This is a genomic window from Myxococcus sp. AM011 (assembly GCF_013372595.1).
Lineage (GTDB): Bacteria > Myxococcota > Myxococcia > Myxococcales > Myxococcaceae > Myxococcus > Myxococcus eversor.
The window spans coordinates 1-23,475 of the sequence record NZ_JABXEM010000066.1 but is presented as its reverse complement, the minus strand read 5'-3'; the positions used below and the strand labels follow the sequence as shown (position 1 = coordinate 23,475).

At 69.6% G+C, this 23,475-nt stretch carries 21 protein-coding genes and 1 tRNA gene; 11 read left to right on the top strand and 11 right to left on the bottom strand.

Annotated features, from left to right (window positions below; translation table 11 throughout):
• Positions 1-4: 4 nt before the first annotated feature.
• From HUW62_RS16075 to HUW62_RS16065, 3 genes are all read right to left on the bottom strand, one after another.
• Positions 5-934, bottom strand: coding sequence for a cation diffusion facilitator family transporter (locus tag HUW62_RS16075; RefSeq protein ID WP_163865541.1), 930 nt, complete (start codon positions 932-934; stop codon positions 5-7).
• Between the two features lie 76 nt (positions 935-1,010).
• Positions 1,011-2,252: an energy transducer TonB gene (locus HUW62_RS16070; RefSeq protein ID WP_163865540.1), complete on the bottom strand. Its 1,242-nt coding sequence runs from the start codon at positions 2,250-2,252 to the stop codon at positions 1,011-1,013.
• Positions 2,253-2,372: 120 nt separating this feature from the next.
• Positions 2,373-4,166, bottom strand: coding sequence for a SpoIID/LytB domain-containing protein (locus HUW62_RS16065; RefSeq protein ID WP_368670423.1), 1,794 nt, complete (start codon positions 4,164-4,166; stop codon positions 2,373-2,375).
• 120 nt (positions 4,167-4,286) lie between these two features.
• On the opposite strand from HUW62_RS16065, the gene HUW62_RS16060 reads away from it, so the two are divergent.
• Positions 4,287-5,951: a nitrous oxide reductase family maturation protein NosD gene (locus tag HUW62_RS16060; protein ID WP_163865538.1), complete on the top strand. Its 1,665-nt coding sequence runs from the start codon at positions 4,287-4,289 to the stop codon at positions 5,949-5,951.
• Between the two features lie 97 nt (positions 5,952-6,048).
• Here the strand turns inward: HUW62_RS16060 and HUW62_RS16055 are convergent.
• Positions 6,049-6,120 (bottom strand) — tRNA-Cys (locus tag HUW62_RS16055).
• Between the two features lie 149 nt (positions 6,121-6,269).
• On the opposite strand from HUW62_RS16055, the gene HUW62_RS16050 reads away from it, so the two are divergent.
• From HUW62_RS16050 to fdxA, 4 genes are all read left to right on the top strand, one after another.
• On the top strand, positions 6,270-7,421 hold the full coding sequence (locus HUW62_RS16050) for an acyl-CoA dehydrogenase family protein (protein WP_163865537.1): 1,152 nt from the start codon (positions 6,270-6,272) through the stop codon (positions 7,419-7,421).
• Positions 7,422-7,517: 96 nt separating this feature from the next.
• Positions 7,518-7,868 carry a rhodanese-like domain-containing protein gene (locus HUW62_RS16045; RefSeq protein ID WP_163865536.1) on the top strand — a complete coding sequence of 117 codons (351 nt, stop codon included), beginning with the start codon at positions 7,518-7,520 and terminating at the stop codon, positions 7,866-7,868.
• Positions 7,869-7,940: 72 nt separating this feature from the next.
• On the top strand, positions 7,941-9,029 hold the full coding sequence (asd, locus tag HUW62_RS16040) for an aspartate-semialdehyde dehydrogenase (protein WP_176434964.1): 1,089 nt from the start codon (positions 7,941-7,943) through the stop codon (positions 9,027-9,029).
• A gap of 108 nt (positions 9,030-9,137) precedes the next feature.
• Positions 9,138-9,473: a ferredoxin FdxA gene (gene fdxA / locus HUW62_RS16035; RefSeq protein WP_163865534.1), complete on the top strand. Its 336-nt coding sequence runs from the start codon at positions 9,138-9,140 to the stop codon at positions 9,471-9,473.
• 86 nt (positions 9,474-9,559) lie between these two features.
• On the opposite strand, the gene HUW62_RS16030 is transcribed toward fdxA, so the two are convergent.
• The 3 genes from HUW62_RS16030 to HUW62_RS16020 all read right to left on the bottom strand — a co-directional run bounded on the left by HUW62_RS16030 (position 9,560) and on the right by HUW62_RS16020 (position 12,745).
• Positions 9,560-10,360, bottom strand: a complete 801-nt coding sequence (locus tag HUW62_RS16030; RefSeq protein ID WP_176434963.1) for a hypothetical protein — start codon at positions 10,358-10,360, stop codon at positions 9,560-9,562.
• A 132-nt stretch (positions 10,361-10,492) separates the two neighbouring features.
• Complete coding sequence (locus HUW62_RS16025) at positions 10,493-11,545, bottom strand: hypothetical protein (RefSeq protein WP_163865532.1); 1,053 nt, start codon at positions 11,543-11,545, stop codon at positions 10,493-10,495.
• A 15-nt stretch (positions 11,546-11,560) separates the two neighbouring features.
• The gene (locus HUW62_RS16020) at positions 11,561-12,745 is read right to left on the bottom strand and encodes an MFS transporter (RefSeq protein ID WP_176434962.1); all 1,185 of its coding nucleotides are present in this window, start codon (positions 12,743-12,745) and stop codon (positions 11,561-11,563) included.
• A 78-nt stretch (positions 12,746-12,823) separates the two neighbouring features.
• On the opposite strand from HUW62_RS16020, the gene HUW62_RS16015 reads away from it, so the two are divergent.
• Positions 12,824-13,300 carry a GNAT family N-acetyltransferase gene (locus tag HUW62_RS16015; protein WP_163865530.1) on the top strand — a complete coding sequence of 159 codons (477 nt, stop codon included), beginning with the start codon at positions 12,824-12,826 and terminating at the stop codon, positions 13,298-13,300.
• Here HUW62_RS16015 and hrpB read toward each other — a convergent pair whose 3' ends face one another.
• The 4 genes from hrpB to HUW62_RS15995 all read right to left on the bottom strand — a co-directional run bounded on the left by hrpB (position 13,301) and on the right by HUW62_RS15995 (position 19,197).
• Positions 13,301-15,865: an ATP-dependent helicase HrpB gene (gene hrpB, locus HUW62_RS16010; protein ID WP_176434961.1), complete on the bottom strand. Its 2,565-nt coding sequence runs from the start codon at positions 15,863-15,865 to the stop codon at positions 13,301-13,303.
• A gap of 35 nt (positions 15,866-15,900) precedes the next feature.
• Positions 15,901-17,715 carry a hypothetical protein gene (locus HUW62_RS16005; protein ID WP_176434960.1) on the bottom strand — a complete coding sequence of 605 codons (1,815 nt, stop codon included), beginning with the start codon at positions 17,713-17,715 and terminating at the stop codon, positions 15,901-15,903.
• 71 nt (positions 17,716-17,786) lie between these two features.
• Positions 17,787-18,491, bottom strand: coding sequence for an HAD family hydrolase (locus tag HUW62_RS16000; RefSeq protein WP_163865527.1), 705 nt, complete (start codon positions 18,489-18,491; stop codon positions 17,787-17,789).
• A 49-nt stretch (positions 18,492-18,540) separates the two neighbouring features.
• Entirely contained in the window at positions 18,541-19,197 is a 657-nt protein-coding gene (locus HUW62_RS15995) for a HEAT repeat domain-containing protein (RefSeq protein WP_163865526.1), read from the bottom strand.
• Between the two features lie 82 nt (positions 19,198-19,279).
• On the opposite strand from HUW62_RS15995, the gene HUW62_RS15990 reads away from it, so the two are divergent.
• The 5 genes from HUW62_RS15990 to rlmB all read left to right on the top strand — a co-directional run.
• Positions 19,280-19,672 (top strand): hypothetical protein, encoded by a 393-nt coding sequence (locus HUW62_RS15990; protein ID WP_176434959.1) that lies wholly within the window; start codon positions 19,280-19,282, stop codon positions 19,670-19,672.
• Between the two features lie 253 nt (positions 19,673-19,925).
• Entirely contained in the window at positions 19,926-21,215 is a 1,290-nt protein-coding gene (gene cglB / locus HUW62_RS15985; protein ID WP_163865524.1) for an adventurous gliding motility lipoprotein CglB, read from the top strand.
• Positions 21,216-21,299: 84 nt separating this feature from the next.
• Complete coding sequence (locus HUW62_RS15980) at positions 21,300-22,301, top strand: RimK family alpha-L-glutamate ligase (protein ID WP_163865523.1); 1,002 nt, start codon at positions 21,300-21,302, stop codon at positions 22,299-22,301.
• Positions 22,302-22,364: 63 nt separating this feature from the next.
• Positions 22,365-22,814: a hypothetical protein gene (locus HUW62_RS15975; protein WP_176434958.1), complete on the top strand. Its 450-nt coding sequence runs from the start codon at positions 22,365-22,367 to the stop codon at positions 22,812-22,814.
• Between the two features lie 5 nt (positions 22,815-22,819).
• Positions 22,820-23,475 (top strand): 23S rRNA (guanosine(2251)-2'-O)-methyltransferase RlmB (gene rlmB / locus HUW62_RS15970; RefSeq protein WP_176434957.1); only part of this gene is annotated, 656 nt, incomplete at its 3' end.

Sequence of the window (23,475 nt, the reverse complement as noted above, 5' to 3'; positions counted from 1 at the left end):
CGACTCAGCTCGCGTGCGGTGCGATGCCCTCTGCTCGGGTGGTGCCCGCGTGCTCGGGCTCCACGTGGACGACGACGTCCACCACCTGGGGATAGGCGGCGTGGAGGGTGCGCTCCACGCGGTCCGCCACCTCGTGGGCCTGGGCGGTGGTGAGGTTCGGGTCCACCTCGATTTTGAGGTCGACGTAGACGCTCTCCTCCATGCCCCGGCTGCGCACGTCGCGGCAACTGCGCACGCCGGCAACGCCCACGGTGTGCTGCGCCACCTGCGCGGGGTCCAACCTCGCCGTGTCGGAGAGGATGCCCACCGCCTGCCGGACGATGCCGTAGGCCACCCACGCCACGAAGACCATGACGCCCAGGGCGATGATGCCGTCCGCCTTCGGATAGCCCAGCGCCACCAGTCCCAGCGATGCGAGCACCGCCAGCGTGACGTAGACGTCGGACAGCGTGTGGCTCGCGTCCGCCAGCAGCAGGCTGCTCTGGTACTTGCGCCCGTAGTGGCTCTCCACGCGCGTCACCGCCAGGTTGACGCCGAGGGTGAGCACCATGACGACGGCCATGGCCGGTGTCACCTGCGCGTGACGCTCATACAGCAGCGAGTCGAGCGCCATGCGCCCCAGCTCCAGCATGCCGATGCCAATCATCGCGCCGATGCCCAGCGATGCGAGCGCCTCGAACTTGCCGTGCCCGTAGGGGTGGTCCTCGTCCGCCGGCCGCGAGGCCACGCCCATGGCGACCAGTCCCAGGACGTTGGAGCCACCGTCGATGAACGAGTGCAGTCCATCCGCCGTCACCGCGGCGGACTGGCTGAGGAAGCCGAAGAGGAGCTTGGCGCCCGCCACCACCCAGTTGGCCACGAGGATGGCGAGCAGCACGTTGCGGATGCGCTGGCTGCGCTGCTGGAGCGCGGTGCTTCTGTCGGCGGAGGACATGTCCACGGCGCGGCACCGTAGTGGGAACCGAGTCCGGCGGCGAGGACCTCTCACGCCGCGCGTGGTGAAGCGAACGTCAGTTGGGCTGGCGGAACAGCCGCATGCGCGGGCCGCCCCCCATCTCCAGGAAGAACCCGAAAGAGAAGCGCACCTTCGAGTCGTCGCTCAACAACCCCGGCGGTGGGTTGGGGAAGGGCTGCGCGCGCTGGAACGAGGACACCGCCTCCATGTCCAGGAAGTCCAGGCCGCTGCTCTTCTCCACCTCGATGTTCGTCACGCGGCCCTTCTCGTCCAACGTGATCTCCAACATCGTGTGCCGGTCCTTCCCGGTGAACATGCTGCCCGTGGGGTCTCTCCGGAGCAGCGTCTCGTTGGGATTCCAGTGCATGCCCACGCTCTGCTTCACGCGGTTGAAGAAGCTGGCGTACTTCCACTCGCGCGAGTTGAGCAGCGTGCCATCGCCTTCATCCACGTCGCGCAGGTGGTCATTGGGAGCGGCGCCCAGAACCTTGTCCATCACCGCGCGAGACGGCATCAACGCGGCGATGCCCGGCGAGCCCACGCGTCCGGCGGAGCCTTCCTGCTCACCCCCGGTGCCCGGCTGGATTCGCAGGCGCTTCGCGTTGCCCGTCAGCTCTTCGCTCTCGTTCTGGTTGTTCACCGCCACGCCGCCGGGCGTGTTCGGGTCCGTCTTCACCTTCACTTCGTTCTTCTTGTGGATGTCGGGGACCTCGAACGCGAACTTCTGGCCCCCCTCGGCGAGCGGCCGGTCGTCATTGCCCATGCCGTTGTTGCCGGCGATGCGCGGCGCCTGCGGCTCCGCGTCCGCGCCCTTCTGCTCCTGGGGCGCGGTGCGCTGCGGCATGGCGTTGCGGTAGAAGGGCGTCTGCTCCCGGGCCCGCGTCTCCTTGTCCACGCGGTTGTTGTGCTCCGCGAGGTACTTCGCGTCGGGTGCCTGCTGCTCGTTGCCCGGCGCCAGGTCCACCACCTGCCCCTCGGGCCTGGTCTCTGGCTTCTTCTCCTCGGGCTTCTTGTCCTGGACGCGGGGCTTCTGGGTCGTCTGCGTCTTCGAGTCCGTCTTGCCCCGGTTCCGGGCCCACTGGTCTTCCGTCAACGGCCGCACGGCCACGGAGGTGGGGGGGCGGGTGACGGGCTTGCGCTCCCGTCCCGTCGGCGGAAGCGTCCCCGTGAAGAGCACGATGGCCAGGTAGGCGCCATGAAGCGCCAGGGCGAGCAGCACCGCGGCGACCACTCGCCAAGGGGATGCTCGCCGCCGCTTGCGGCGCCAGTCTGACTTCGGAGAAGAACCCGTGCTCACGGCGCGATGATAAACCTCCGGGCCCGCTGCCTAGTCCCGTCCCGTTCGCGGCGGAACACCTGGGCAGGGGAGGACATTCACGAGACGTGCACTGGTTCTCAGGCGCGCCCCCTCTTCAGGTCAGTAGATGGGGGCGACTTCAGCACCATTGAAGTAGTGACGGAGGATTTCCTCGTAGCGCTGCCCGGCCTCGGCTCGGCCGATGGCGCCCGTCTGACACATCCCTACTCCGTGGCCCCAGCCGCCGCCACGGAAAAGCCAGTGGGTGGGTCGGCCCTCGGCGTCCCGCTCGGCTTCCACCACCGCCATGCTGCTGTTCAGCATCCCGAAGAGGCGGCGGATGTTCAGTTCGCCACGCACCTGGGTGGCCCCCAGGTCCCCGGATAACGCGAGCACCCGGGCCCGGCCGGACACGCCCCGCTCCTGAAGACTCATGGCCTGGACGCGTCCCACCCCCAGCCGGGTGACGAGCGCGTCCACCTGGGCCGCCGTGAAGCGCTTCTCCCAGCGGAACTTGCTGGGCTGGGCGAAGCTGGACAGCCGGCAGGCGGCCCTCACGTCGGGCGCGGCCAGCCAGGCCTCCAGGCGGGAAGGGGAAGGCGTGCTGCCCGAGGGCTCCAGGATGTCCGGGCGCCCGCGCAGGCTTGGGTCCGGCGGGCCGCCCCAGACGATGTCGTTGTCCTCGGTGTGGCCTCCGCACACCGCGCTGTAGACGGAGTCCACCAGCCGGCCGTCCGCGCTGAAGAGGGCCTGGCCCCGGGTGGCCTCTACCGCCGCGGACGTGCTGGCCGCCTCGCCCGTGCGCCCCCGGTACACGGCGCAGTGCTGCTCCGAGCACAGCAGATAGGGGTCCGCCAGGTGTTTGATTCCCACCTTCGCGAGCACCTCGCCGCGCGCGGTGACGGCCTGGGCCTTGAGCGCCTCCGAGTGGGCGCGGGCGAAAATCTCCGCGGGCACCAGGCCCTTGAGCAGGTCCTCGAGCGGCACCACGTTCACCACCGCCAGCAGGCCCAGGCGGTCCACGGAGAACTGGAGCGCGCCCCGGAACGTCCGGTCCTCGAAGCCGTGGAAGTCGTAGCCGACGCCGAACTCCACCTGTCGCACGTCGAAGCCCGCGCCGTCCGGGGAGTCCGCGTCCAGCTTGTCCTGCGCCAGGCCCACCACCGCGCCGGACTCATCGCGCACCTCCAGGATGGCGCGCGCGGGAGTGCGGACCTCCTCGAAGAGAAGGGTCCGCGCGCCGAACTGGCGCAGCAGCTCCGCCTGTCGCGTCGCGGCCTCCTCGGGGGTGAGCACCTCATCCACCAGGAGCAGTGAACGCCGGTTGTCGATGACCTTGCCGGCGATGCCGTACACCGCGCCCAGCACCTGCGTGCGCACCGCGAGGCCCCGGGCCCTCCACTCCTCCTGCGCGGCGGCGAGCCCCTCCCGGTCCGCGAACCGGTGCTCGCCCAACTGCACGCGCGCGGAGAGCACCGCGGGCGTCCCCTGCGTCACGCGCACCGTCCACCGCGTCCCCGCCGCGGCGTCCAGCACCTTGTCCACCGCTCCGCCGAAGCGCATCCGCATCCGGCCTCGGGGGGAGAAGGTCGCCTCGCGCCGTCCCTCCATGAGGCGGATGGGGAGCCGAGGCTCTCCGCCCCGGAAGTCCAGGCGCTTCAGCTCACCGGGGCCTGGGATTCCTTGCGCCAGCGGGTCTTCTCCAGGCGCGCCCGGCAGCGCGCTGGTGTCCACGCCCCCGTCGCTCGTTCCCCCGTCCTGGGAGGAGGGCAGGCTGCCCGCGTCCGTCCCGGCGTCCTGGCCCTCATCGGCCAGGGCCTCCACCGAGGGATTCGCCAGGTGGGGTGGAGGCTTGGGGCTCGCGCAGGAGGCGAGCAGCACGGCGGAGAGCAGGAGCGGGACGGCGGTGCGCACGGGGGGCGACACCGTACCCGCCGGGGCGGGGCCTGTCACGGACCGGACGCCCGCTGGCCCGTCCGGGTGGGCTTGTCACGTGGCGAATAGAACGCGGCGCGCAACGCGTTCGTCCTGCTCATGCGAATTTTCAAAGGCAAGTACCTGAAGCTGAAGACTCCCGTGGCCAGCCTGGCCGCCAGCCTGCTCATGCTCGGTTCGACCGCTCACGCAGCGGGCCTGGGTTCCTTCATCCCGACGCCGAAGCTCCCCGGCGCTTCGGCGCCCAAGACGCCAACCGCCCCCTCGACGCCCGGTGCCTCGGCGGCGACCGGCAGCCTGCCTCCCATCGGGGTGCAGGCCGTCCCCGACACCCCCGTGGCCGCGCTGCCCTCGCACGCGGACCACGCCGGCATCGTCACGCCTTCGCCCCAGCCGGGCATCCAGGCGAACGCGCTGTCGCAGGCGTCCAAGAAGTCCTTCACCCGCGAGTGGGTGGTGAGTCCCTCGGGCAATGACGCGGGGGACGGCAGCGCCGCGAAGCCCCTGAAGACCATCACCAAGGCCGTCGGCCTGGCGGGCCCCGGCGAGGTCATCCGCGTGCAGGCCGGCATCTACGCCGAGCGTGTCATCATCGGCGCCAACGCGAAGGCGGGCACCGAGGGCGGCAAAATCACCCTCCAGGGCGAGGGCAGCCCGCGCATCATCCCCGGCGCCGGCAGCGGCGCCATGGTGCAGGTGCGTCAGCCGCACTGGGTCATCGACGGCTTCGAACTGGACGTGCAGCGTCAGCCCATCTTCGGCGTCACCTTCGAGGGCAACGTCGCCGGCTCCACGCTGGCGAATTCGGACCTGCACCACGGTGGTGGCGGCGCGGGCGTGACGACCTACAACAATGCCTCGGGCGCCATCATCGAGAACAACCACATCCACGACTTCCTGAAGACGACGGGCAACCAGGATTCGCACGGCGTCGTCGTGCAGCCCACGTCCAAGAACATCACCGTGCGCAACAATGACATCCACGCCAACTCGGGTGACTCCGTGCAGTGCCTCGGGCCCGAGGGCTTCAGTTCGCTGCCGCCCGCCAACGGGCTGCTGGTGGAGAACAACCACTTCTACGGCAACCGTGAGAACGCGGTGGACATCAAGACCTGCTACGGCGTGGTCATCCGCAACAACCGCATGCACCAGTTCCGCCCGACGAGCACCGCCAAGGGCGACGTGGTGGTGATTCACTACTCCGCCAACAACGTGATGGTGGAGGACAACGAAATCTACGACGGCGCCAAGGGCATCTCCGTCGGTGGGAATCACGAGGGCCCCGTGCCCTCCGGCATCGTCATCCGCCGCAATCGCGTGCACGACATCACCACGGCGGCGGGCGGCGAGGGGACGGGCATCCGCCTGGAGAACTCCAAGGGCACCGTGGTGGTGAACAACACCATCACCAAGGTGTCCACCGGCCTCGTCCTCGGCCACGGCACGGGCGGCGCCACCCAGTCTCCGGTGGTGCGCAACAACATCCTGGACGGCGCCATCTCCGTGGACATGGGTGCCCAGGCGCCGGGCATGAAGCTGGGCAACAACCTCTTCGCCGCCAGCGGTCAGTTCAAGAGCAACGGCGCGGTGGTGGGCGTGGAGCAGTTCAAGACCACGGCGGGGGATGCGTCGTCCGCCAGCGGCTCCGCGGACCTGGGCGAGGGCTTCGGTCCGGGCCTGCTCGCCGTGGACAAGGGCATCGACGTGGGGCTGCCGTACTGCGGCGGTGCTCCCGACATCGGCGCGGTCGAAATGGGCTGCTGACGCGCGGGCCCACGCCTGTCCGGCAGGCCACCAGGCTTGCCGGAAAAAAGAGAAGGCCCGATGCGGAGCGACTTCCGCATCGGGCCTTTTCTTTGTGAGGCGCCACCCGGATTCGAACCGGGGAATGAAGGTTTTGCAGACCTTTGCCTTACCACTTGGCTATGGCGCCAACGGCTTGGGGCCGGGTTTATACGCAGCCCGCCACCGCCCGGTCAAGGATTCAACGGAAGCGGTGGGCGAGGTGTACCGGTACGATTCGCGTCAAAAAGCGAGCCCGTGGGTGGGCTGCGCGCGCACGAACGGGCCGAGGGGTTTCAGATGCTGCATGGGCATGGGGTGTACGAGGAAGAGCACGAGGCCTTTCGCCGCACCGTCAGGGCGGTGGTGGAGAAGGAGATCCTCCCCCACGTCGCGGGTTGGGAGGAGGCGGAGGAGTTCCCCCGGGAGCTCTTCGCGCGCTTCGGGGAGCTGGGCTTCCTGGGCTTGAAGTACCCCGTCGAGTACGGGGGCACGGACGCTGGTTGCCACTACGAGGCGGTGCTGTTGGAGGAACTGGGGCGGTGTGGCTCGGGCGGCGTGTCGGCGGGCCTGGGAGCGCAGTTCACCATCGCCACCGGCCCGCTCCACCTGTTCGGCACGGAGGAGCAGAAGCGCCGCTGGCTGGCCCCGGCGATTCGGGGCGAGAAGATTGGCGCGCTGGGAATCACGGAGCCGGACGCCGGCTCGGACGTCGCGGGCCTGCGCACCACGGCCCGGCGCGATGGCGCGCACTACGTCGTGAATGGCTCCAAGACGTACATCACCAACGGCGTGCGCGCGGACTTCGTCGTCATGGCGGTGAAGACGGACCCCTCGGCGGGGCACAAGGGCCTGTCCATGCTGGTGGTGGAGAAGGACACGCCTGGCTTCACGGTGAGCCGCAAGCTGAAGAAGCTGGGGTGGCGGGCCTCGGACACCGCCGAGCTGTTCATGGAGGACTGCCTCATCCCCGTGGAGAACCTGCTGGGGGTGGAGAACCAGGGCTTCTCGCAGATCATGGGCAACTTCCAGTGGGAGCGGCTCTCGCTCGCGCTGGGCGCGTTGGGCGCCATGGAGGACATGCTGGAGCGCGTCGTCGAGCACGTGAAGTCGCGCCGCGCCTTTGGCCAGTCGCTCAGCCAGCTCCAGGTGGTGCGCCACAAACTGGCGGACCTGTTCACCGCCCGCGAGTGTGCCCGCCAGCTCACCTACCACGCGCTGCGGCTGCACGCGGCGGGCGAGTGGGCCGTCGCGCAGACCTCCATGGCGAAGAAGGTGGCCACCGAGACGGCATGCCGCGTCGCCGACGAGTGCCTCCAGCTCCACGGGGGCGCCGGCTACATGATGGAGTACGACATCCAGCGTCATTGGCGCGACGCCCGCCTGGGCCCCATCGGAGGCGGGGCCAGCGAGGTGATGAACGAGATCATCGCCAAGCAACTCGGGCTGTAGGGCCGCGGTCCGCGGGGGAGGAGCAGGCGACCAGGCGGGATGGAAGAGGCCCGCGGTGTCCCTGGTTGAGCCCCGAGAGCCCCCGCGGAGGTCCTCGTGGAGTCGAGCATCCTGTGTACCGAGCTGTACCTGCGCCTGGGCGATGATGAGATCCTCGTCATCGACTGTCGCGCCCCCACTGAATGGGAGCACCATGACCTGCACATCCCCGGCGCCTTGAGAATGTCCCCCTCGGAGGTGGCCAGGGATCACCGCATGCTCCCCGATGACGAGCTCATCGTCCTGTGTGGTGGCACGCACGACGGGTCCGATGTCAGCCGGGTCTGCCGGCTCTTGCGCATGCACGGGCGGGAGGCGGTGTGCCTCGACGGGGGACTCTCCGCTTGGATCCGAGGGGGCTACCCCACCGAGCGCCGTGGCCGTGCCCAGGTGGCGCTGCCCCGCTGAGGTTCGGTGGATGCGGTGCGTCGTCAAAGGGTGTATGGAGCGGCGGACTTCCTCCCTCGGAGAACCGTCCCCATGGCCAAGCTTCGTGCCGCCCTCGTTGGCGCCACCGGACTCGCGGGTCAGCAATTCATCGCGGCCCTCAGGAACCACCCGTTCATCGAGCTGACCGGCCTCGCCGCGTCGCCTCGTTCGGCGGGCAAATCCTACGGGGACGCCCTGCGCACGGCCAATGGCATGACGGCGTGGTTCGTCTCCGAGCCGCTGTCGCCCGAGGTCGCCCGCATGCAGGTCGTCAGCGGCGACGCGCTGCAGTCCAAGGACTACGACCTCGTCTTCTCCGCCGTGGAGGCGGACGTGGCGCGTGAGCTGGAGCCCCGGCTGGCGAAGGACATCCCCGTCTTCTCCGCCGCCAGCGCCTTCCGCTACGACGACGACGTCCCCCTGCTCATCCCCCCCGTCAACGCCGCTCACGCGCCGCTCGTGCGCGAGCAGCAGCGCAAGCGGGGCTGGAAGGGCTTCATCGTCCCCAGCCCCAACTGCACCACGACGGGCCTGGCCGTCACGCTGGCCCCGCTCGCAGAGCGCTTCGGGGTGAAGGCCGTGCTGATGACCAGCCTCCAGGCCATGTCCGGCGCCGGACGCTCTCCGGGCGTCATCGGCATGGACATCCTCGACAACGTCATCCCCTACATCCCCAAGGAGGAGCACAAGGTCGAGGTGGAGACGAAGAAGATCCTCGGGGCCCTGAACGCGGGCGGCGCGGCCCTCACCCCCCACGACGTCCGGGTGTCCTGCACCTGCACCCGCGTGGCGGTGCTGGAGGGGCATACCGAGTCCGTCTTCGTCTCGCTCGGCACCAAGGCCACGGTGGCGGAAGTCACCCAGGCGATGCGCGAGTGGCGCGGCGCCGAGGTGGCCAGGGATTTGCCGTCCTCGCCCGTCCGGTGGATTGAGGTGATGGACGACCCCTTCCGTCCTCAGCCGCGGCTGGACAGGGAGACCCATGGGGGCATGGCCACCACGGTCGGCCGGGTGCGCGAGGATGGTGTGCTGGAGAACGGCTTCAAGTACGTGCTCGTCTCCCACAACACCAAGATGGGGGCCGCGCGCGGGTCCATCCTCGTGGCGGAACAGCTGCGGGCCCAGGGGTTGCTCGGCTGACAGCGACACGCGTCGGACAGCTGCCACAAATTCAGGGTGCCATCCCTGGAACGAACCATTAGTCTGCGCGCCCACGGACGCGCTGAAGAAATCTAGAGGAGAGTTTTCATGGCCTACGTCGTCGCGGACCCTTGCATCAAGTGCAAGTACACTGACTGTGTCGAGGTCTGCCCGGTCAATTGTTTCTACGAGGGTGCGAACTTCCTGGTCATCCACCCCGACGAGTGCATCGACTGTGGCGCCTGCGAGCCCGTGTGCCCCACCAAGGCCATCTTCCCGGAGAGCGAGCTCCCCTCGAAGTGGTCCGAGTACAAGACGCTGAACGCGGACTTCTCCACCAAGTGGCCGAACATCGCGGAGAAGAAGTCGCCGCTGGGCGAGGCCGAGGAGTACAAGGAGAAGGACGGCAAGCGCGCCATGCTGGACACGAAGCCCGGCAAGTAGCCCGCTGGCGCCTGTCGCGCCCGTGCGTCTCATGGAGGCCCTCCCGCCCGCTGCTGGCGAGAGGGCCTTCGCCGTTTCGTGCCCGCTCATCCAGTGCGCAGTGAGTGGAGCTTCAGCCCGCGTGCCTCCAGGGCATCCCGCAGCCGGATGACCTGTTCGGTAGGCACCGGTCCGTGGTGTCCCTGGATGTGGAGCCTCACCTCACGAGGGCCCGTCCGCTCTACCTCCACGGTGGCGTCGAGTGTCCCCCGGACACTGAGGCTCAGCGCCGGACGCTGCGACTTCACGAAGACCTCGATGCGCTCGATGACCTCCATCGTGGAGTCGACGCGGGACGTCGGCGCGGCCTCGCTCCTCGCCGCGCCTCCAGTCGCCGGGCTCCGCCCCTCCGCGCCGATTCCCTCCACGGCCTTGGGCGTCCGAAGGGGCTCCTGTGGCGCGGCGGATGGCTCCGTGCCGAAGGGGCTGCTCGGAGGGGCGGGCGCGCGAGGCTCCCGAGAAAGCTCCCGCGAGAGGAGGTCCGTGAGGCGGTGCTCGGTGCGCTCCTGGCTCGCCGTCTGGGCTTCACCGCGCACGCTTCCCAGTCGGAAGGACTCGGCATGCATCGCCTGTCGCGTCACCGTGAGTCGCTCGGGCGTGGACAGCGCGCCTCGGGAGGTCGCGAGGAGGGTCGACGTGGTCCGTGCGGTGCCGGGCCCCACCGCGGCGGGTAGGGGGCGAAGCGTTGCGGGCCGCACGGGCCGGATGTCACGCGTGGCGGTGCTGGGCGTGGGGGGCGCGGGCCTCTTCGACGTGGCTTCCTGGAGGGCTCGCTGGAACCGCTCTCCGTCGGGGTGTTGCCGCGTCGGAGCGCTGCTTTCGGTACGGGCCTCGGTGTCGACCTTCATGTCATCCCTCGCAGGCATGGGCGCGAGGGACGAAGCAGTCGTCATGCCAGGGCTTCGACACCGTGGAGGCGCGTGTCGAAGGAGGACGTCACCGTCCCGACGCTCGGAGGCGAGGCTCCGACGCGGGACGGCTCAGCGCCCCTTGCTGCCGAAGGCGCCGGGCTGGACGGGGGCGATGCCGGACAAGTCGTTGACGGCCAGGGGGCACGAGGCCAGGGCCATCGGCTCGACGAGGGTCCCTACGCGCGCCCAGTCCCGCTCCTGGAAGAGGAGCGCGTCGCGAATCTCGATCGCCGAAATGCCCTTCTTGTATTCCCAGAAGCGCCCGCGCACGAGCACGCGGTTGCCCTTGAGCAGCTTGTTGAGGTCGACGTACTGCTTGTCCTGGAGGATGGCGGTGATGTCCACGCGCTCGCGCTTGCGCGGCTTGCCGAACTGGAACTCGTAGGTGACCTGCGCGGGCGGCTCGGGCTCCACCCAGACGAGTCGAGCCACCATGCGCTCCGGCTCTGGCTCCTCGCCCTTCTTGAGCTTCTTCTTCTTGGGCTTCTCCAGCTTGACGTCCACCAGCTCCATGCCGCTGAACGCCAGCTCGTGGTCCAGGTAGTTGTCGCGGAACAGCGCCTCGGCGGTGGACATGGCCACCGAGTTGACGCGCTGGACCTCCTCCGCGTAGCGCTCGCGCAGCACGGGCAGGGTGAGCAGGAAGCTGTCCACGGGCTTCACTCCGTCGGCGAGGAAGCGCATCCGCGCCATGTCGATGGCGGGATAGAAGGGGACGAGTGACTCGGCGGTCTGGAGCCAGTCGGCGCTCAGCTTCTTGTCGATGAGCACCCGGCGCACCATGGCCACGAAGAAGCTGTTGCCCGGGAACCGGTCCGTCATCAGCTGCGTGCTCAGCGCCTGCACCAGCGCTGGGTCCAGCATGAAGTTCTCGTCGCGCTTGTGGAACTGGGTGCCCACCTCGCCCAGCATCGTGAGGAACGCGCCGACCAGCTGTGCGCAGTTCGCATCCGCGGTGCCCTGGTTGAGGGCCTGGTACAGGCGCGTGCGGGTGAAGCGCTTGTCCAGGGCCTCCTCGCGGAAGGTGGGGGCTTCACCGGTGCCGAAGAAGAACTCCGGCTGAGCGATGGCGGGGCCGGCGAGCAGGCCCAGGGCAAGTGCGAGCAGTCGGGCGATACGCATGAGGCCGCCAGCCTATCACCCCGAGGCCCCCGCGGAGAGGGGGCCTGGCGCGGGCTCCGAGGGGGCGATGGCGGCCCGCAGGACGAGGCCGGCGGCCACCAGCTCCAGCACCCCCGCCACGGCGAAGAGCCGGTGTCCCCCGAGCCAGTCGTACCCGGCTCCCGCCGACAGGTACCCCACCAGTCCGCCCAGTCCGAAGGTGAACGCGGCGAACAAGGCCTGGCCGGAAGCCCGCATCTCCGGGGGCACGCGCCGCGAGAGGAACGCCACGCTGCCCACGTAGAAGGCGCCGAACGTGAGGCCATGCAGGGGCGCGAGCAGCAGCATTCCCGTGGGAGACGACACCAGGGCCATGCCTCCCCAGCGCAGCGCGCTCATGGCGAAGGCGAAGGCCAGGACATTGCGCGGCGCGAGCCCTCCCGCCACGCGGGGGTAGAGCGCCATCACCGCGACTTCCGCGAGTACGCCCAGGCCCGCCACCGTTCCCACCACGGCGGGGGACAGGCCCAGGGCCATGACGTGGATGGAGAACGTCCCATGGAACGGCGCGCACGCCATCCAGTGCAGACAGGTGGCGGCGAGCAGCCAGCGCAAGTCCTTGTGCCGCAGGAGCCGGAGTCCCGCGAAGGGGCTCAGTCCCCGGCTCGCGGCCGCGGTGTCGCGCAATGTGAGGCTCCAGGGCACCAGCAAGGCGAGCAGCGCGAGCGGAGCCAGCACCACGGTCCGGTCCACGTCCGTGGCGAGCAGTCCGAAGAGGACGGACGAGGCGATGAAGCCCAGCGAGCCGAAGAGGCGCAGGTGCGAGAAGCTGTCGCCGGTGCGCGCGACGTGGTGGAGGGTGAGGGTGTCCATGAGCGGCGTGAAGGCGGACGCGAAGCACGCGTACAGCGCCATGGCGGGCACGAGCGTCTCGAAGGTGCGAGCGCTGGCCACCAGCCCGAAGGCGAGCGCCGCGCCGAGCGCCAGCACGGTGAGGACACGGGACGTACGGCCGGTGCGGTCGGCGAGGTGCCCCCACAGCGGCGGGACGAGCAGCGAGACGCAGGGGCTCAGGCACAGCAGGAGTCCCACCTGTGTCGCCGAGAGGGAGAGCGACTTGTACCAGGCGGGCAGGAACGGGAGGACGATGCCCACCGTGGCGAAGTAGAGGAAGTAGAAGCCCGCCAGCGGCAGACGGCTGGCGACAGGGCGGGGGCTCATGGACGGTTTGGACCTTGACATGGCCGGGTGCGTTTCCGCCTGTTGACCTCGCGTCCTTTTGTGTACCTTGCCCTCGACATGGCCAGTCCCACGGATACTTCCGCGCCCGTCTCCATCACTCAGATCAAGAGTGAGGCGGAGCTCTTTCAGGCGCTCGCCATCCGCGAGGTGGTGTTCATCGAGGAGCAGCACGTCCCCGAGGGCATCGAGCGGGATGCAGAAGACGCGCACGCCTACCACATCATCGCCAACCAGGGAGGCCACGCCATCGGCACGGGGCGGCTGGTGATGCTGCCTCAGCCTCCCTCGGCTGAGCAGGGCCTGTGGGGCCAAGTAGGGCGCATGGCGGTACTGCAGGCGCACCGCAAGGCGCGCGTGGGCTCGCTGCTGCTGACGTCGCTGGAGGAGGAAGCCCGGCGACGCGGCGTCCAGGGCATCATGCTGCACGCGCAGCTCTACGCCCTGGAGTTCTACAAGAAGCACGGCTACACCGAGATGGGCACCGTGTTCCTCGAGGGTGGCATCGACCACCTCGAGATGCGCAAGCGCTTCTAGTCAGCGGCGCGGAGGACGGGGCGCGGGCGGCTGCGCGTGCCTCGGGTCCTCCGGCCAGGAGTGGCGCGGGTACTTGCGGCCCAGCTCCTTGCGCAGCGCCGGGTAGTGCCGCTCCCAGAAACCCGCCAGGTCGGTCGTCACCTGAACGGCGCGCATGTTGGGCGCGAGCAGGTGCAGCACGAGCGGCACGCGGCCCGCGCACACGCTGGGCCCCTGGGCCAACCCGAAGAAGTCTTGCAGGCGTGACTCCACCCAGGGCGGCTTGCCCGGCTCGTAGTTCACCTTGACGCCGCGGCCACCGGGAAGCGTGACGCGCTCGGGGGCGTGGGTGGCGAGCAGCCGCTGTTGCTCGGAGTTGAGTCGCGCGTAGAGCGCGTCGATGAGGGACACGCCTTCCAGGTCCTTGAAGCTGCGCGCGTCCGAGCAGAGGGATGCGAGCGCGTCGCGCAGGAACGTGTCATCCACGGTGGGGAACTTCGCCTCCGGGAAGGCCTGGGCGAGCAGGGCCACGCGCGTGCGCCACTGTTGCAGGGCTTCGGGGTCGGCGAAGCGACCGGGGCCCGCGGCGAGCGCCGCTTCGACGAGCACCCGTGCCGTGGCTTCCGACGCGGGCGCGGGGGCGCGGGTCTCCTCGAGCATGAGATTGCCGTAGGAGAGGCGGGTGAGGCGCTCCACGCGGCGGGCCTCGGCGTTCCACTGGAGGGTGTCCACCTCTTCGAGGGTGTCCGGGTAGAGGTCCAGCAGCCACTCGGGTTCCACGGCGCTGGCCAGTCGCACCACGGCGCCCTTGCCCGGGCGCTCCTCGGCGTCCACGGCCACCATGAGGTCCGCGTCCTGTACGACGCTCAGCTCGGAGAGGGACGCGGTGCCGCCGCCGAAGAGCAGCAGCTCGGGAGCGCGAGGCCGACGCCTGCGCGCGACGCGGTCCGGGTAGCCCGCGAGGACGCTGAGCATGAGGGCCTGCTCGATGTCCTCCGCGCGGTGGGGCTTTTCTCCTTGGCCACGCACGGCGCGACGAAGCTGCTTCTGCACGCGGTCCACGGACTGCACCGCACCTTGTTCGAGAGAGAGTGAGTGCAGCCGGCCGGAGGCGAATCCCGCGCGCTCGGCTTCTCGGAAGCGCTCCAGCAGTTCGAGCAGGTCCGAGGGGCCACTGACGACCGCGGCGGCGCGTCCACCTCCGCCCAGGTTGGCGCGAGCCTCGCGGCGGATGTCCCGCTCGCCCATGAGGGCCGCGAGCGTGGCGGCCTCGGCGCCGACGCCCCGGCGCTCGCCTTCGACGATGACGCGGGCCTGGCGGGGGTGGACGGGGAAGCGCAGCAGGCGTTGGCCCACGTCGGTGACGAGGCCCTTCGCGTCGACGGCGCCGAGTCGACGAAGCAGGGTCTCCGCCGCGTCGAGCGAGGCCGCGGGAGGAGGCTCGAAGAACGGGAAGGCGCCGAGGTCGACGACGCCGAAGGCGCGCAGGGAGAGCACGGTCTCCGCCAGGTCCATGCGGCGGATTTCGGGGGCCTCCTGCTCGGGGCGGCCGTCGAAGTCATGCTGGGTATAGAGGCGGATGCAGTGGCCGGCGCGGGTGCGGCCCGCGCGTCCGGCGCGCTGGATGGCGGAGGCGCGGCTCACCTTGGACAGCTTGAGGGTGGGCAGGCCGGACCAGGGTGAGTGGCTGGCGACGCGAGCCAGTCCCGTGTCGATGACCACGGAGACGCCGTCGATGGTGACGGACGTCTCCGCCACGTTGGTGGAGAGGATGATCTTCCGGCGCGGGCTCTTGCGAACGGCGCGGTCCTGTTCCGCGGGAGAGAGGTCGCCGTGGAGAGGGAGGACGTCGGTGTCGTGGCGCTCGGCGAACTCCGCGCAGGCGTCGCGAGTGCGGCGAATCTCCCCGGCGCCAGGGAGGAAGACGAGCACGTCGCCATCCACTCCGTTGGTGAACAGGCGCTTGATGGCGGAGAGGACCTGCAGGTCCAGGTGTCGGTCATCCGGAGCGGGGAGGTACTCCACGCTGACGTCGAAGCGCCGGCCCTGGGAGCGCAGGGAGGGACAACCTCCGAGGTACGCACGAACGGGTTCGGCCTCCAGGGTCGCGGACATGACGACGAGCTTGAGGTCGGGGCGACGAGCCTCTTGCAGTCGGCGAAGCAGCGCGAGGGAGATGTCGGCGGACAGGTGGCGCTCGTGGAACTCGTCGAGCACGACGATGCCCACGTCGCGAAGGGTGGGGTCGGACAGCAGGCGGCGTCCGAGCACGCCCTCGGTGACGAAGGACAGGCGTGTCTTGGCGCTGCGCACGTCCTCGAAGCGGACCTGGTAGCCGACGGTGTCGCCCACGCGCTCGCCGATCTCCTCGGACACACGCTGGGCGGCGAGTCGGGTGGGGAGGCGTCGCGGCTGGAGGACGACGATCTCCTTGCCTCCACCGAGCCCCGCTTCCAGCAATGCGCGAGGCACGCGCGTCGTCTTGCCCGCGCCGGGAGGTGCCTCGAGCACGAGCGAACGAGCACCGCGCAAGGTGGTGACGATGTCCGGAAGGAGCGGGTCGATGGGAAGGGCTGCGTCCGCCATGTCCGGGTTCCTCTAACGCGCGAGCCGAAGCTCGCTCAGGGGGTCTCGGTTCCCGCCGCGCCAGGCGTAGACGTCACGCCCTTCTTCTTGCGGACGGCGGGAGCCTGGGCACGCGAGGGGGCCGGAGCGGCCGAGTCATCCGACGAAGGGGGAGCGCCGGAATCGCGAGCGCGTCCGCGAGCAGGTTGCGCGCGTGAGCGCTCCGCCCCATTGGAGGAATCGCTGCCGGTTGGAGGCGAGCCAGCGTCGCGAGTGCGTCCGCGAGCAGGCTGCGCGCGCGGACCCTCTGCCGCGTTGGAGGTATCGGCGGCGGTCCGAGGCGAGCCCGCGTCGCGAGCGCGTCCGCGAGGCGGTTGTGCGCGTAAGCCCTCTGTCTCGTTGGAAGCATCACCAGCGCTAGGAGGTGAGCCAGCGTCGCGAGTACGTCCGCGAGGCGGTTGTGCGCGTGACCCCTCTGCCGCGTTGGAGGTGTCGCTGGTGGTTGGAGGCGAGTCCTCATCGCGAGCACGGCGTCCTCGATCCACTTCTGAAGGGCCGGACGCTTCGCCCGACGTCGAGGCCGCCTCCGCGACGCGATTGCGTCCGCGACCCGAGCCGGGACGTGAGGCCTCCGCCGAGTTCGTGCTGCCATCGCCGGAGGAGGAAGCCTCTCCCGGCTCACGCTTGCGTCCACGAGGCGCCGATTCGCGAGGTTCCGCCGTCACGTTGCCGCGCTCATCCTCGCGGCTATGCGGCTCCTCGAACTCTTGAGGGGACGGAGCCGCTTCGCCCTGAGAATCGGAGGTGTCCTTGCCCACGGGCGCGTTGACGTGCGCCTCATGCTTGCGTCCGCGAGCGCCACCCTGGCCGGGTTCGGCGTCATCCACCGACGTCTCTGGCTCGCTCGTTGCCAGTTCCTCGGAGCCAGCAGCGTCAGTGCCGCCATCGTGAGGTCCGGCCGTTGCCGATTCCTTGCCATGCGCCACGCGAGCGTCGACCGCCTCCCCATCGAGAAGAGCACCCCTGTTCGACGCGTGCGGCGGACGGGTTGGCACCTCGTCATCGGAGGACGAACCGAGGGCGGCGACCTCCGCCAGTTCGGCCTCGGTGGGCTCCATGGAGTCCGAGGGCTCGAGGTCGAGCGCGCTCAGTCCGTCATCGGAAGGCGCCAGCCCACGACCTGCCTTGCGCTTGGGCTTGAGTCCGAGCGCCGCGGCTTCATGGACGCTGGGGACGGGGACGAGCGCGGCCTCGGAGAGCAGTCGCGCCTGTCGCAGCGCCACCTCGAGCTTGCGACCCAGGTTCACCAGCTCCTCGCGGAGCACGGCCTCCTGTTCGAGCGAGAGTGGCGCGGGCTCATGACTGGCGCGCCACGCGGCATGCGCGGCGGCGACCTGGTCCATCACGGGACGGACGAGCGCGAAGTCCTCGCGAGCGAAGATGCGCGACACGTAGGAGCTGCGGGTGCGCCGCTCGTAGGACGTGGCGTACTCGAAGACGACTTCTCGAGGCGCACGTCGGAGCTGGGCGAACTTGAGGTGGGGGAAGAGCGCCTCGATGACAGGCGCGCGGCTGCTGGCGGTGAAGGTGATGCCCGCGTGCAGCTTCTCCAGGGAATCGACCCAGAGGCCCTGTTGATGGAAGGCGTATTCCTCCCGGGCCTCGTCCAGCTCGGGCAGGTCCTTGACGCGGTCGACCACGCCAGCGGAGGGAGCGCGGGTGGTGCGCACCAGCTCCAGGGCGGTGGTCAGCCAGCTCTTCTCGGCCTCCAGGCCGGGACGGCCGGCGAGCATCTCTCCCGCGGTCGCGATCCGACCCTCGAAGGCCTCGGCGAAGCGGATGAGCTCATAGGACTCGAGCGTGGATGACATGCGCGGGGCTCCTCGGAAGGGCGGCGGGAGATACCACAGCCCGGGCTCGGCTCCGAGCGCGGGCGGAAGGGTCAGCTTCCGCCGAGCAGCGTCGGAAGGGCTTCGCGGTGCGAGAAGTCCGGGAAGGCCGCATGGGCGCCGGCCTGCAAGAGGGCCTCGGCGGTGAAGGTCCCCGTGCCCACGCCGATGCACTCCGCGCCGATGCCGAGGGCCGCGTCGACGTCCTTGGGAGTATCCCCGATGATGACCACCCGGCACTGCTCGCGAGGGACGCCGAGCGTCGCCGCGCCGGCCTCGGCGCCTCGGCGGATCAGCTCCACGCGGTTCTCATGGTCGCAGCCGAAGCCGCCGAAGGCGAACTGGTCATGGATGCCCACGCGTTCCAGCTTCAGGCGCGCGCCGTCGCGGACGTTGCCGGTGCCCAGGCCCACTGCGAAACCACGACGACCGCGCGCGGCGAGGACGGCCTCGCGCATGCCGGGAAACACGCGGTAGCGCGCGTCTTCGACCTTCTGGATTTCGTCCGCGAGGTAGGCGAGGTAGGCGGCGATGCCGGCATCGATGGCGGCCTCGGTGTCCTCGACGCCGATGATGCGCAGGGCGGTGCGGACGATGCCCCGGTCCGTCATGCCGGACATATGGAACGAGTCGCAGGCATCGCGGCGACCGTGAAGCTGTTCGAAGGCGCGGTCCATGGCCCGGCGTCCCGCGCCGCCGGTGGTGACGAGGGTGCCATCGATATCGAACAGGAGGACCGTGGGGCGCATGGTCCCCATCTAACGGAAGGCCAGGGCCGACGCGAGCCCCGAGTCACGTCGAGAGCGCTCAGGGCTCCGCGAGGCTGAGTCCTCGCTGGAGTGCTTCGCGCACGAGGGGGCGTTCCTCCAGGGGGATGCGTTCCTCGAGTGCCTGACGGGCCTGCTGTCCGCCCAGTCGCCCGAGCGCCAGGGCCACGGCCTCCCGGACGGGGTCCTCACGGTCCACCAGTCGCGCCGCGAGGGGACGGATGGCCTCGGTGCCCAGGCAGCGAGCCAGGGCTCCCGCGGCGCTGGCGCGGACGTCAGCGGGAGCGCGCGGATCCTCCAGGACTCCCTGGATGGCAGGCGCGCCTTGGGGGTCGAGGAGAGCCAGTGACGCCATGGCCCGCTCGCGACGCGACGCGGGAACCGCGCCGTCCACCACGAGCGAGCGAAGGACGGGAACCGCCTGTGGCCCGAGCCGCCGCCACTGCTCCTCTCGAAGCGGCCCCTGGGAGGCATCCAGCAACGTCAGTACCTGCTCCCGCAGGTCAACCGGTGGGACCGGGGCGGGAGCGGAAGGGGTGGACGAGGGTGATTCGCCCGAGCCGTGCGAGTACGCGAGCGCGGTGCTCCCTGAGCTCGCGAGCAGTCCCGCTCCGAGCAGGAGATGCCACCACTGCCGGCCCCGTGAGGGGAGGGGAGCGTAGGGATGGCGAGGTGGCGGCGAGGTCGGTGTTGTCATGGGGGCGCCTCGAGCAGGGGAACGTCCTGGGTTATACGCCGGTTGCCCGCTCCGACTCGAACCCCGCTATGGTGCCGCGTTGATGGCCGGACGCGTCTTCTTCTTTCTGCAGCACGCCACGTACGAGCCGGCTTTTCAGGCGAGCTCCATGGGCATCACCGCCGTGGCGATGGGCGACGAGGTCTACTTCGTCTTCGCCTTCGACGCGCTCCGCTCCTGGGTGGGTGGAACTTTCGGTCAGCCCGAAAGCGAGCGGGAGCGTGAAGAGCACGCGCGAGGGGAATCCCTGGGCGTGACTCCTCCGCTGAGGATGCTGGAGGAGGCGAGGGCGCTGGGCGCGAAGCTGATCGCCTGCGACACGACGGTGCGCCTGTGCGGCTTCGATCCCGAGTCACTCCAGGGCCCCCTGGACGAGGTGATGGGCCTCGCCTCGCTGTGGCGGCTGACGCAAGGGGCGCGCACGCTGACGCTCTAGGTGATCCGCCCGGTGGAGGAGCCAGGCAGGCGCCAATGTCGTCCACGCCACACCGGGTGTGTGCCTGCCGAGCGGGGCCCATCGGCTCCTGCTGTAACCTCGCAGTATGGGTTGAACCTGATGCACCCTGTCTTTTGAGGCTGTAGCCTCCGAGGGGAGTCACGCGTTACTCTTCCCCCAAGCCGTCCCCTGAAGAGCCCGGCCGCGCGGAGCTCCGCGTCCCCCCATGAGAAGCAGAAGGAATTCATCACCTATGCGCGCCAAGTTGCCCCTCCTGAGCGCTCTCGTCTTCGGCGCCCTCTCGGGTGTCGTCGCCGCGGGTTGTCAGTCCTACGACTTCGAGCCGGTGGAGCCGCTCGCCATCGCGCAGACGACGGTCGAGGAGACCATCACCGCGCTGTCGAGCAAGCCCAACATCATGATGTTGGTGGACGTCTCCGGTTCGATGACGCTCCCGGTGGATACGACGCGGCCGTCCTGCCAGGTGCCGGATCGCGGCACTGGCCCGCTGACGCTGTGTGGCAACACCAACCCGTGCCCCACGGCGACGTGCCCCACGCGGTGGTCGGAGCTGCAGGCGGCCGTGCCCCAGTTCCTCGCGAACAGCGGTCCCTATGTCCGCTTCGCGCTCACGACCTATCCCCAGGCCACGGAGACCTCCTCGAGCATCGAGTCCTGCACCAGTGCCTCCTCGAACTCGGTCCGCAAGGACTTGCCGATCGTCGAGGACGATGCCTCGCTGCTGGCGCACGCCAACTCCATCAACGACATCATCCAGGGCATCCCCAACAGCGGCACCGGCAGGCCCTTCGGTGGAACACCGACCAGTGGAAGCCTGAACTTCATCGGGCAGATACCCGCCTTGCAGGTCAAGGACCGCAAGAACTTCGTCATCCTCCTGACGGACGGTCTTCCCAACTGCAACGCTGAGAATGAGTACTCCGGCGTTGAGCAGCCCGCGCTCTGCAAGTGCACCGTCGCTGGCAATAGCGCCTGCGGCACGAGCGGCGCGGCCTTTGAACGTCGTGGCTGCCTCGACACCAACGCCTCCGTGCAGGCCGTGCAGGCGCTGAAGGCCCAGGAAATCACGACCATCGTCATCGGCTTCGGCGCCGAGACGGCGTCTGGTGATGGCCCGGTGGTGCTCCAGTCCATGGCGGCGGCGGGTGGTTTCGCCCGCTCCTGCGCGGATGACGCGACGGCCTGTGGTGCCAACGACACGTGCATCGCGGCGACGGGCCTGTGCGGTCGTGCCTTCTACCAGGCGGGCAACCAGACGGAGCTGGCCGAGGCGCTGGAGCGCATCAGCAAGGAAGTCATCAACCCGGAGCCTTGCCTGATTCCGCTGAAGGGCCCGCAGCGTCCCTCGGACCCGAAGCTGGTCGTCGTCTACATCGAGGGTGAGCGCACCCTGGCGGGTGATGGGACCTGGGCCCTGACGGACGACGGCGTGCTCTTCAACGGCGCGGCGTGCGAGCGCATCAAGAACTCCCGTCCGGAAGCGCCCATCAGCATCGAGATTCGCGCCATCCGTCAACGCTAGGCAGGCGGCCGGGGGCGGCTTTACCCGGGAGGGTGCGGGGATTATAGGTCCCCTCGCCTCCGGCCCGGTCGTCGTCCCCTGCCCATGAAAGTCACCCTCCTCTCGCGGTCCGCTTCCATTCCCTCCACTCGGCGTCTTGTCGAGGCGGGCCGCGCGCGGGGGCACAAGATGCGCGTGCTCAACCCGCTCCGGGTGCAGATGCATCTGGACGGGGGCAGCGCCACCCTCTACTACGACCGCAAGAAGCTGGCGCCCACGGACGTCGTCCTGCCGCGCATCGCCCAGTCCATCAACATGTATGGGCTCGCGGTGGTGAACCAGTTCGCGCTGGGCGGGGTGCCACTCGTCAACCACGCCCAGGCCATCGCCCAGTCGCGCAGCAAGATGCGCTCGCTGCAGTTGCTGTCCGCACACGGCATCGACATTCCCGCCACGGTGATGGCGCGGGATGCCGCCCACTTGAAGGAGATGGTGGGGCTGGTGGGCGGGGTGCCCGTGCTGGTGAAGCTGCTTCAGGGGCAGGAGAACCACGGAGTGATGGTCTGCGAGAGCCTCCAGTCCCTGGAGGCCGCGCTCGAGGCGGTGCTCGGCCTGGGCCACAACCTGGTGATGCAGGAGTACGTGAAGAGCACGAGCCAGGACGTGCGCGTGCTCGTCGTCGGGGGCAAGGCGGTGGCCGCGGTGCGCCGCAGGCCTCGTCCCGGTCGGCTCGCCCACACGCTCATCAAGGGGGCTCGGCTGGAGGCGATGGAGCTGTCCCCTGGTCAGCGCGCCACGGCTGAGAAGGCCACGCGACTGGTGGGGCTGGAAGTGGCGGCCGTGGACCTGCTGGACATCCAGGGGCAGTTGAAGGTCTTCGAGGTGAACAGCTCCCCCGCGTTGCCGGAGATGGAGGCTGTCACTGGCATGGACCTGGCCACGCCCATCATCATCCGCGCCGAGGAACTGGTCGCGGGCGCGGAGCCGGTGTCCATGCCAGACCTCCTGCCGCCCCGAGGTATTCCCGCGCCGGGCCTGCCTTCCTCCCCTGCGCCGCGCAGGAAGAAGTCGAGTCGCACGCCCACGAGCGGAGCAGGGGGCGCGTGAAGAGAAAGCGGGTGACCGACGTCGCAGGCATGATAGGCAGCACCCGCTCTCAGGAGACCCGCCATGTCGCACATCCGAAGCCTCACCTCCGTCGCCGCCTTGCTGGTGGCCTGCGTCTGGTCGGCCCCGGCGTCCGCCGATGAAGTGGACCCCGCCAGCCTCTATGACGTGTCCACGGATGGCTCCTCCACCCAGGTCAAGACGGGTGAGAAGGGCATGTTCGTGCTCTCGGTGAAGACGAAGCCCGGCGCGCATGTCTCCGAAGAGGCCCCGCTGAAGCTCGAGGTGAAGGGCACCCAGGTCGCCGTCTCGAAGGAGAAGCTGGGGCGCGAGGACTCCGTCGCGAAGAAGGCCGCGGGCCAGGAGTTCGTGGACCCCCGCTTCGAGGTTCCGTTCTCCGCCACGGCCGCGGGCAAGGGCACGGTGGACGCGAAGCTCGTCTTCTTCATCTGCACGGAGAAGATCTGCGCCCGCCAGCAGAAGACGTTCTCCGTTCCCGTCGAGGTCCTCTAGTTCCCATGCGTGAGCGTCCCCCCAAGGGTGGTCGAGGCGAGCGCGATGGCGGGGACTCCGCGGCGCGTCACGTCTATGGCGTCAATCCGGTCCTCGAGGCCCTCAGGGCCAAGCCGGAAGAAGTGGAGCGGCTGTTCATCGTGGAGGGGCAACTGGCCGCCAAGGCGGCGGGCGAGCTGCTCAGCCGCGCCCGGGACGCTGGAGTCCGCGTGGAGAAGGTGTCGCGCGAGCGCCTCGCCGCCATGGCCGACGGCGGCGTCCACCAGGGCGTGGTGCTCGAGCTGCGGGGCTTCAAGTACTCGGAGCTGGAGGACATCATCGACGCGGCCGAGGCCAGCAAGAGGCCTCCCCTGGTGGTGGTGCTCGACGGCATCCAGGACCCGCACAACCTGGGCGCCATCATCCGCTCGGCCAACGCGCTGGGCGCGCATGGAGTCGTCATCGCCAAGGACCGCGCCGTGCAAGTCACGGGAACGGTGGCGAAGGCGTCCGCGGGAGCGGTGGAGCACTGCCTCATCGCCCGCGTGGTGAACATCTCCCGCGCGCTGGAGCAGCTGAAGGAGGCGGGGCTCTGGGTGGCGGCGGCGGACGTGGACGCGACCGAGCCCATGTGGAGCGCCCGACTGGACGGGCCTCTGGCCCTGGTGGTGGGGGCCGAGGG

Excerpts from the sequence above, each read along its gene's own strand:
- HUW62_RS16075 (WP_163865541.1), bottom strand. The coding sequence starts at position 934 with ATGTCCTCCGCCGACAGAAGCACCGCGCTCCAGCAGCGCAGCCAGCGC.
- HUW62_RS16060 (WP_163865538.1), top strand. The coding sequence starts at position 4,287 with ATGCGAATTTTCAAAGGCAAGTACCTGAAGCTGAAGACTCCCGTGGCC.
- HUW62_RS16050 (WP_163865537.1), top strand. The coding sequence starts at position 6,270 with ATGCTGCATGGGCATGGGGTGTACGAGGAAGAGCACGAGGCCTTTCGC.
- asd (WP_176434964.1), top strand. The coding sequence starts at position 7,941 with ATGGCCAAGCTTCGTGCCGCCCTCGTTGGCGCCACCGGACTCGCGGGT.
- fdxA (WP_163865534.1), top strand. The coding sequence starts at position 9,138 with ATGGCCTACGTCGTCGCGGACCCTTGCATCAAGTGCAAGTACACTGAC.
- HUW62_RS16030 (WP_176434963.1), bottom strand. The coding sequence starts at position 10,360 with ATGAAGGTCGACACCGAGGCCCGTACCGAAAGCAGCGCTCCGACGCGG.
- HUW62_RS16025 (WP_163865532.1), bottom strand. The coding sequence starts at position 11,545 with ATGCGTATCGCCCGACTGCTCGCACTTGCCCTGGGCCTGCTCGCCGGC.
- HUW62_RS16020 (WP_176434962.1), bottom strand. The coding sequence starts at position 12,745 with ATGAGCCCCCGCCCTGTCGCCAGCCGTCTGCCGCTGGCGGGCTTCTAC.
- HUW62_RS16015 (WP_163865530.1), top strand. The coding sequence starts at position 12,824 with ATGGCCAGTCCCACGGATACTTCCGCGCCCGTCTCCATCACTCAGATC.
- hrpB (WP_176434961.1), bottom strand. The coding sequence starts at position 15,865 with ATGGCGGACGCAGCCCTTCCCATCGACCCGCTCCTTCCGGACATCGTC.
- HUW62_RS16005 (WP_176434960.1), bottom strand. The coding sequence starts at position 17,715 with ATGTCATCCACGCTCGAGTCCTATGAGCTCATCCGCTTCGCCGAGGCC.
- HUW62_RS16000 (WP_163865527.1), bottom strand. The coding sequence starts at position 18,491 with ATGGGGACCATGCGCCCCACGGTCCTCCTGTTCGATATCGATGGCACC.
- HUW62_RS15995 (WP_163865526.1), bottom strand. The coding sequence starts at position 19,197 with ATGACAACACCGACCTCGCCGCCACCTCGCCATCCCTACGCTCCCCTC.
- HUW62_RS15990 (WP_176434959.1), top strand. The coding sequence starts at position 19,280 with ATGGCCGGACGCGTCTTCTTCTTTCTGCAGCACGCCACGTACGAGCCG.
- cglB (WP_163865524.1), top strand. The coding sequence starts at position 19,926 with ATGCGCGCCAAGTTGCCCCTCCTGAGCGCTCTCGTCTTCGGCGCCCTC.
- HUW62_RS15980 (WP_163865523.1), top strand. The coding sequence starts at position 21,300 with ATGAAAGTCACCCTCCTCTCGCGGTCCGCTTCCATTCCCTCCACTCGG.
- HUW62_RS15975 (WP_176434958.1), top strand. The coding sequence starts at position 22,365 with ATGTCGCACATCCGAAGCCTCACCTCCGTCGCCGCCTTGCTGGTGGCC.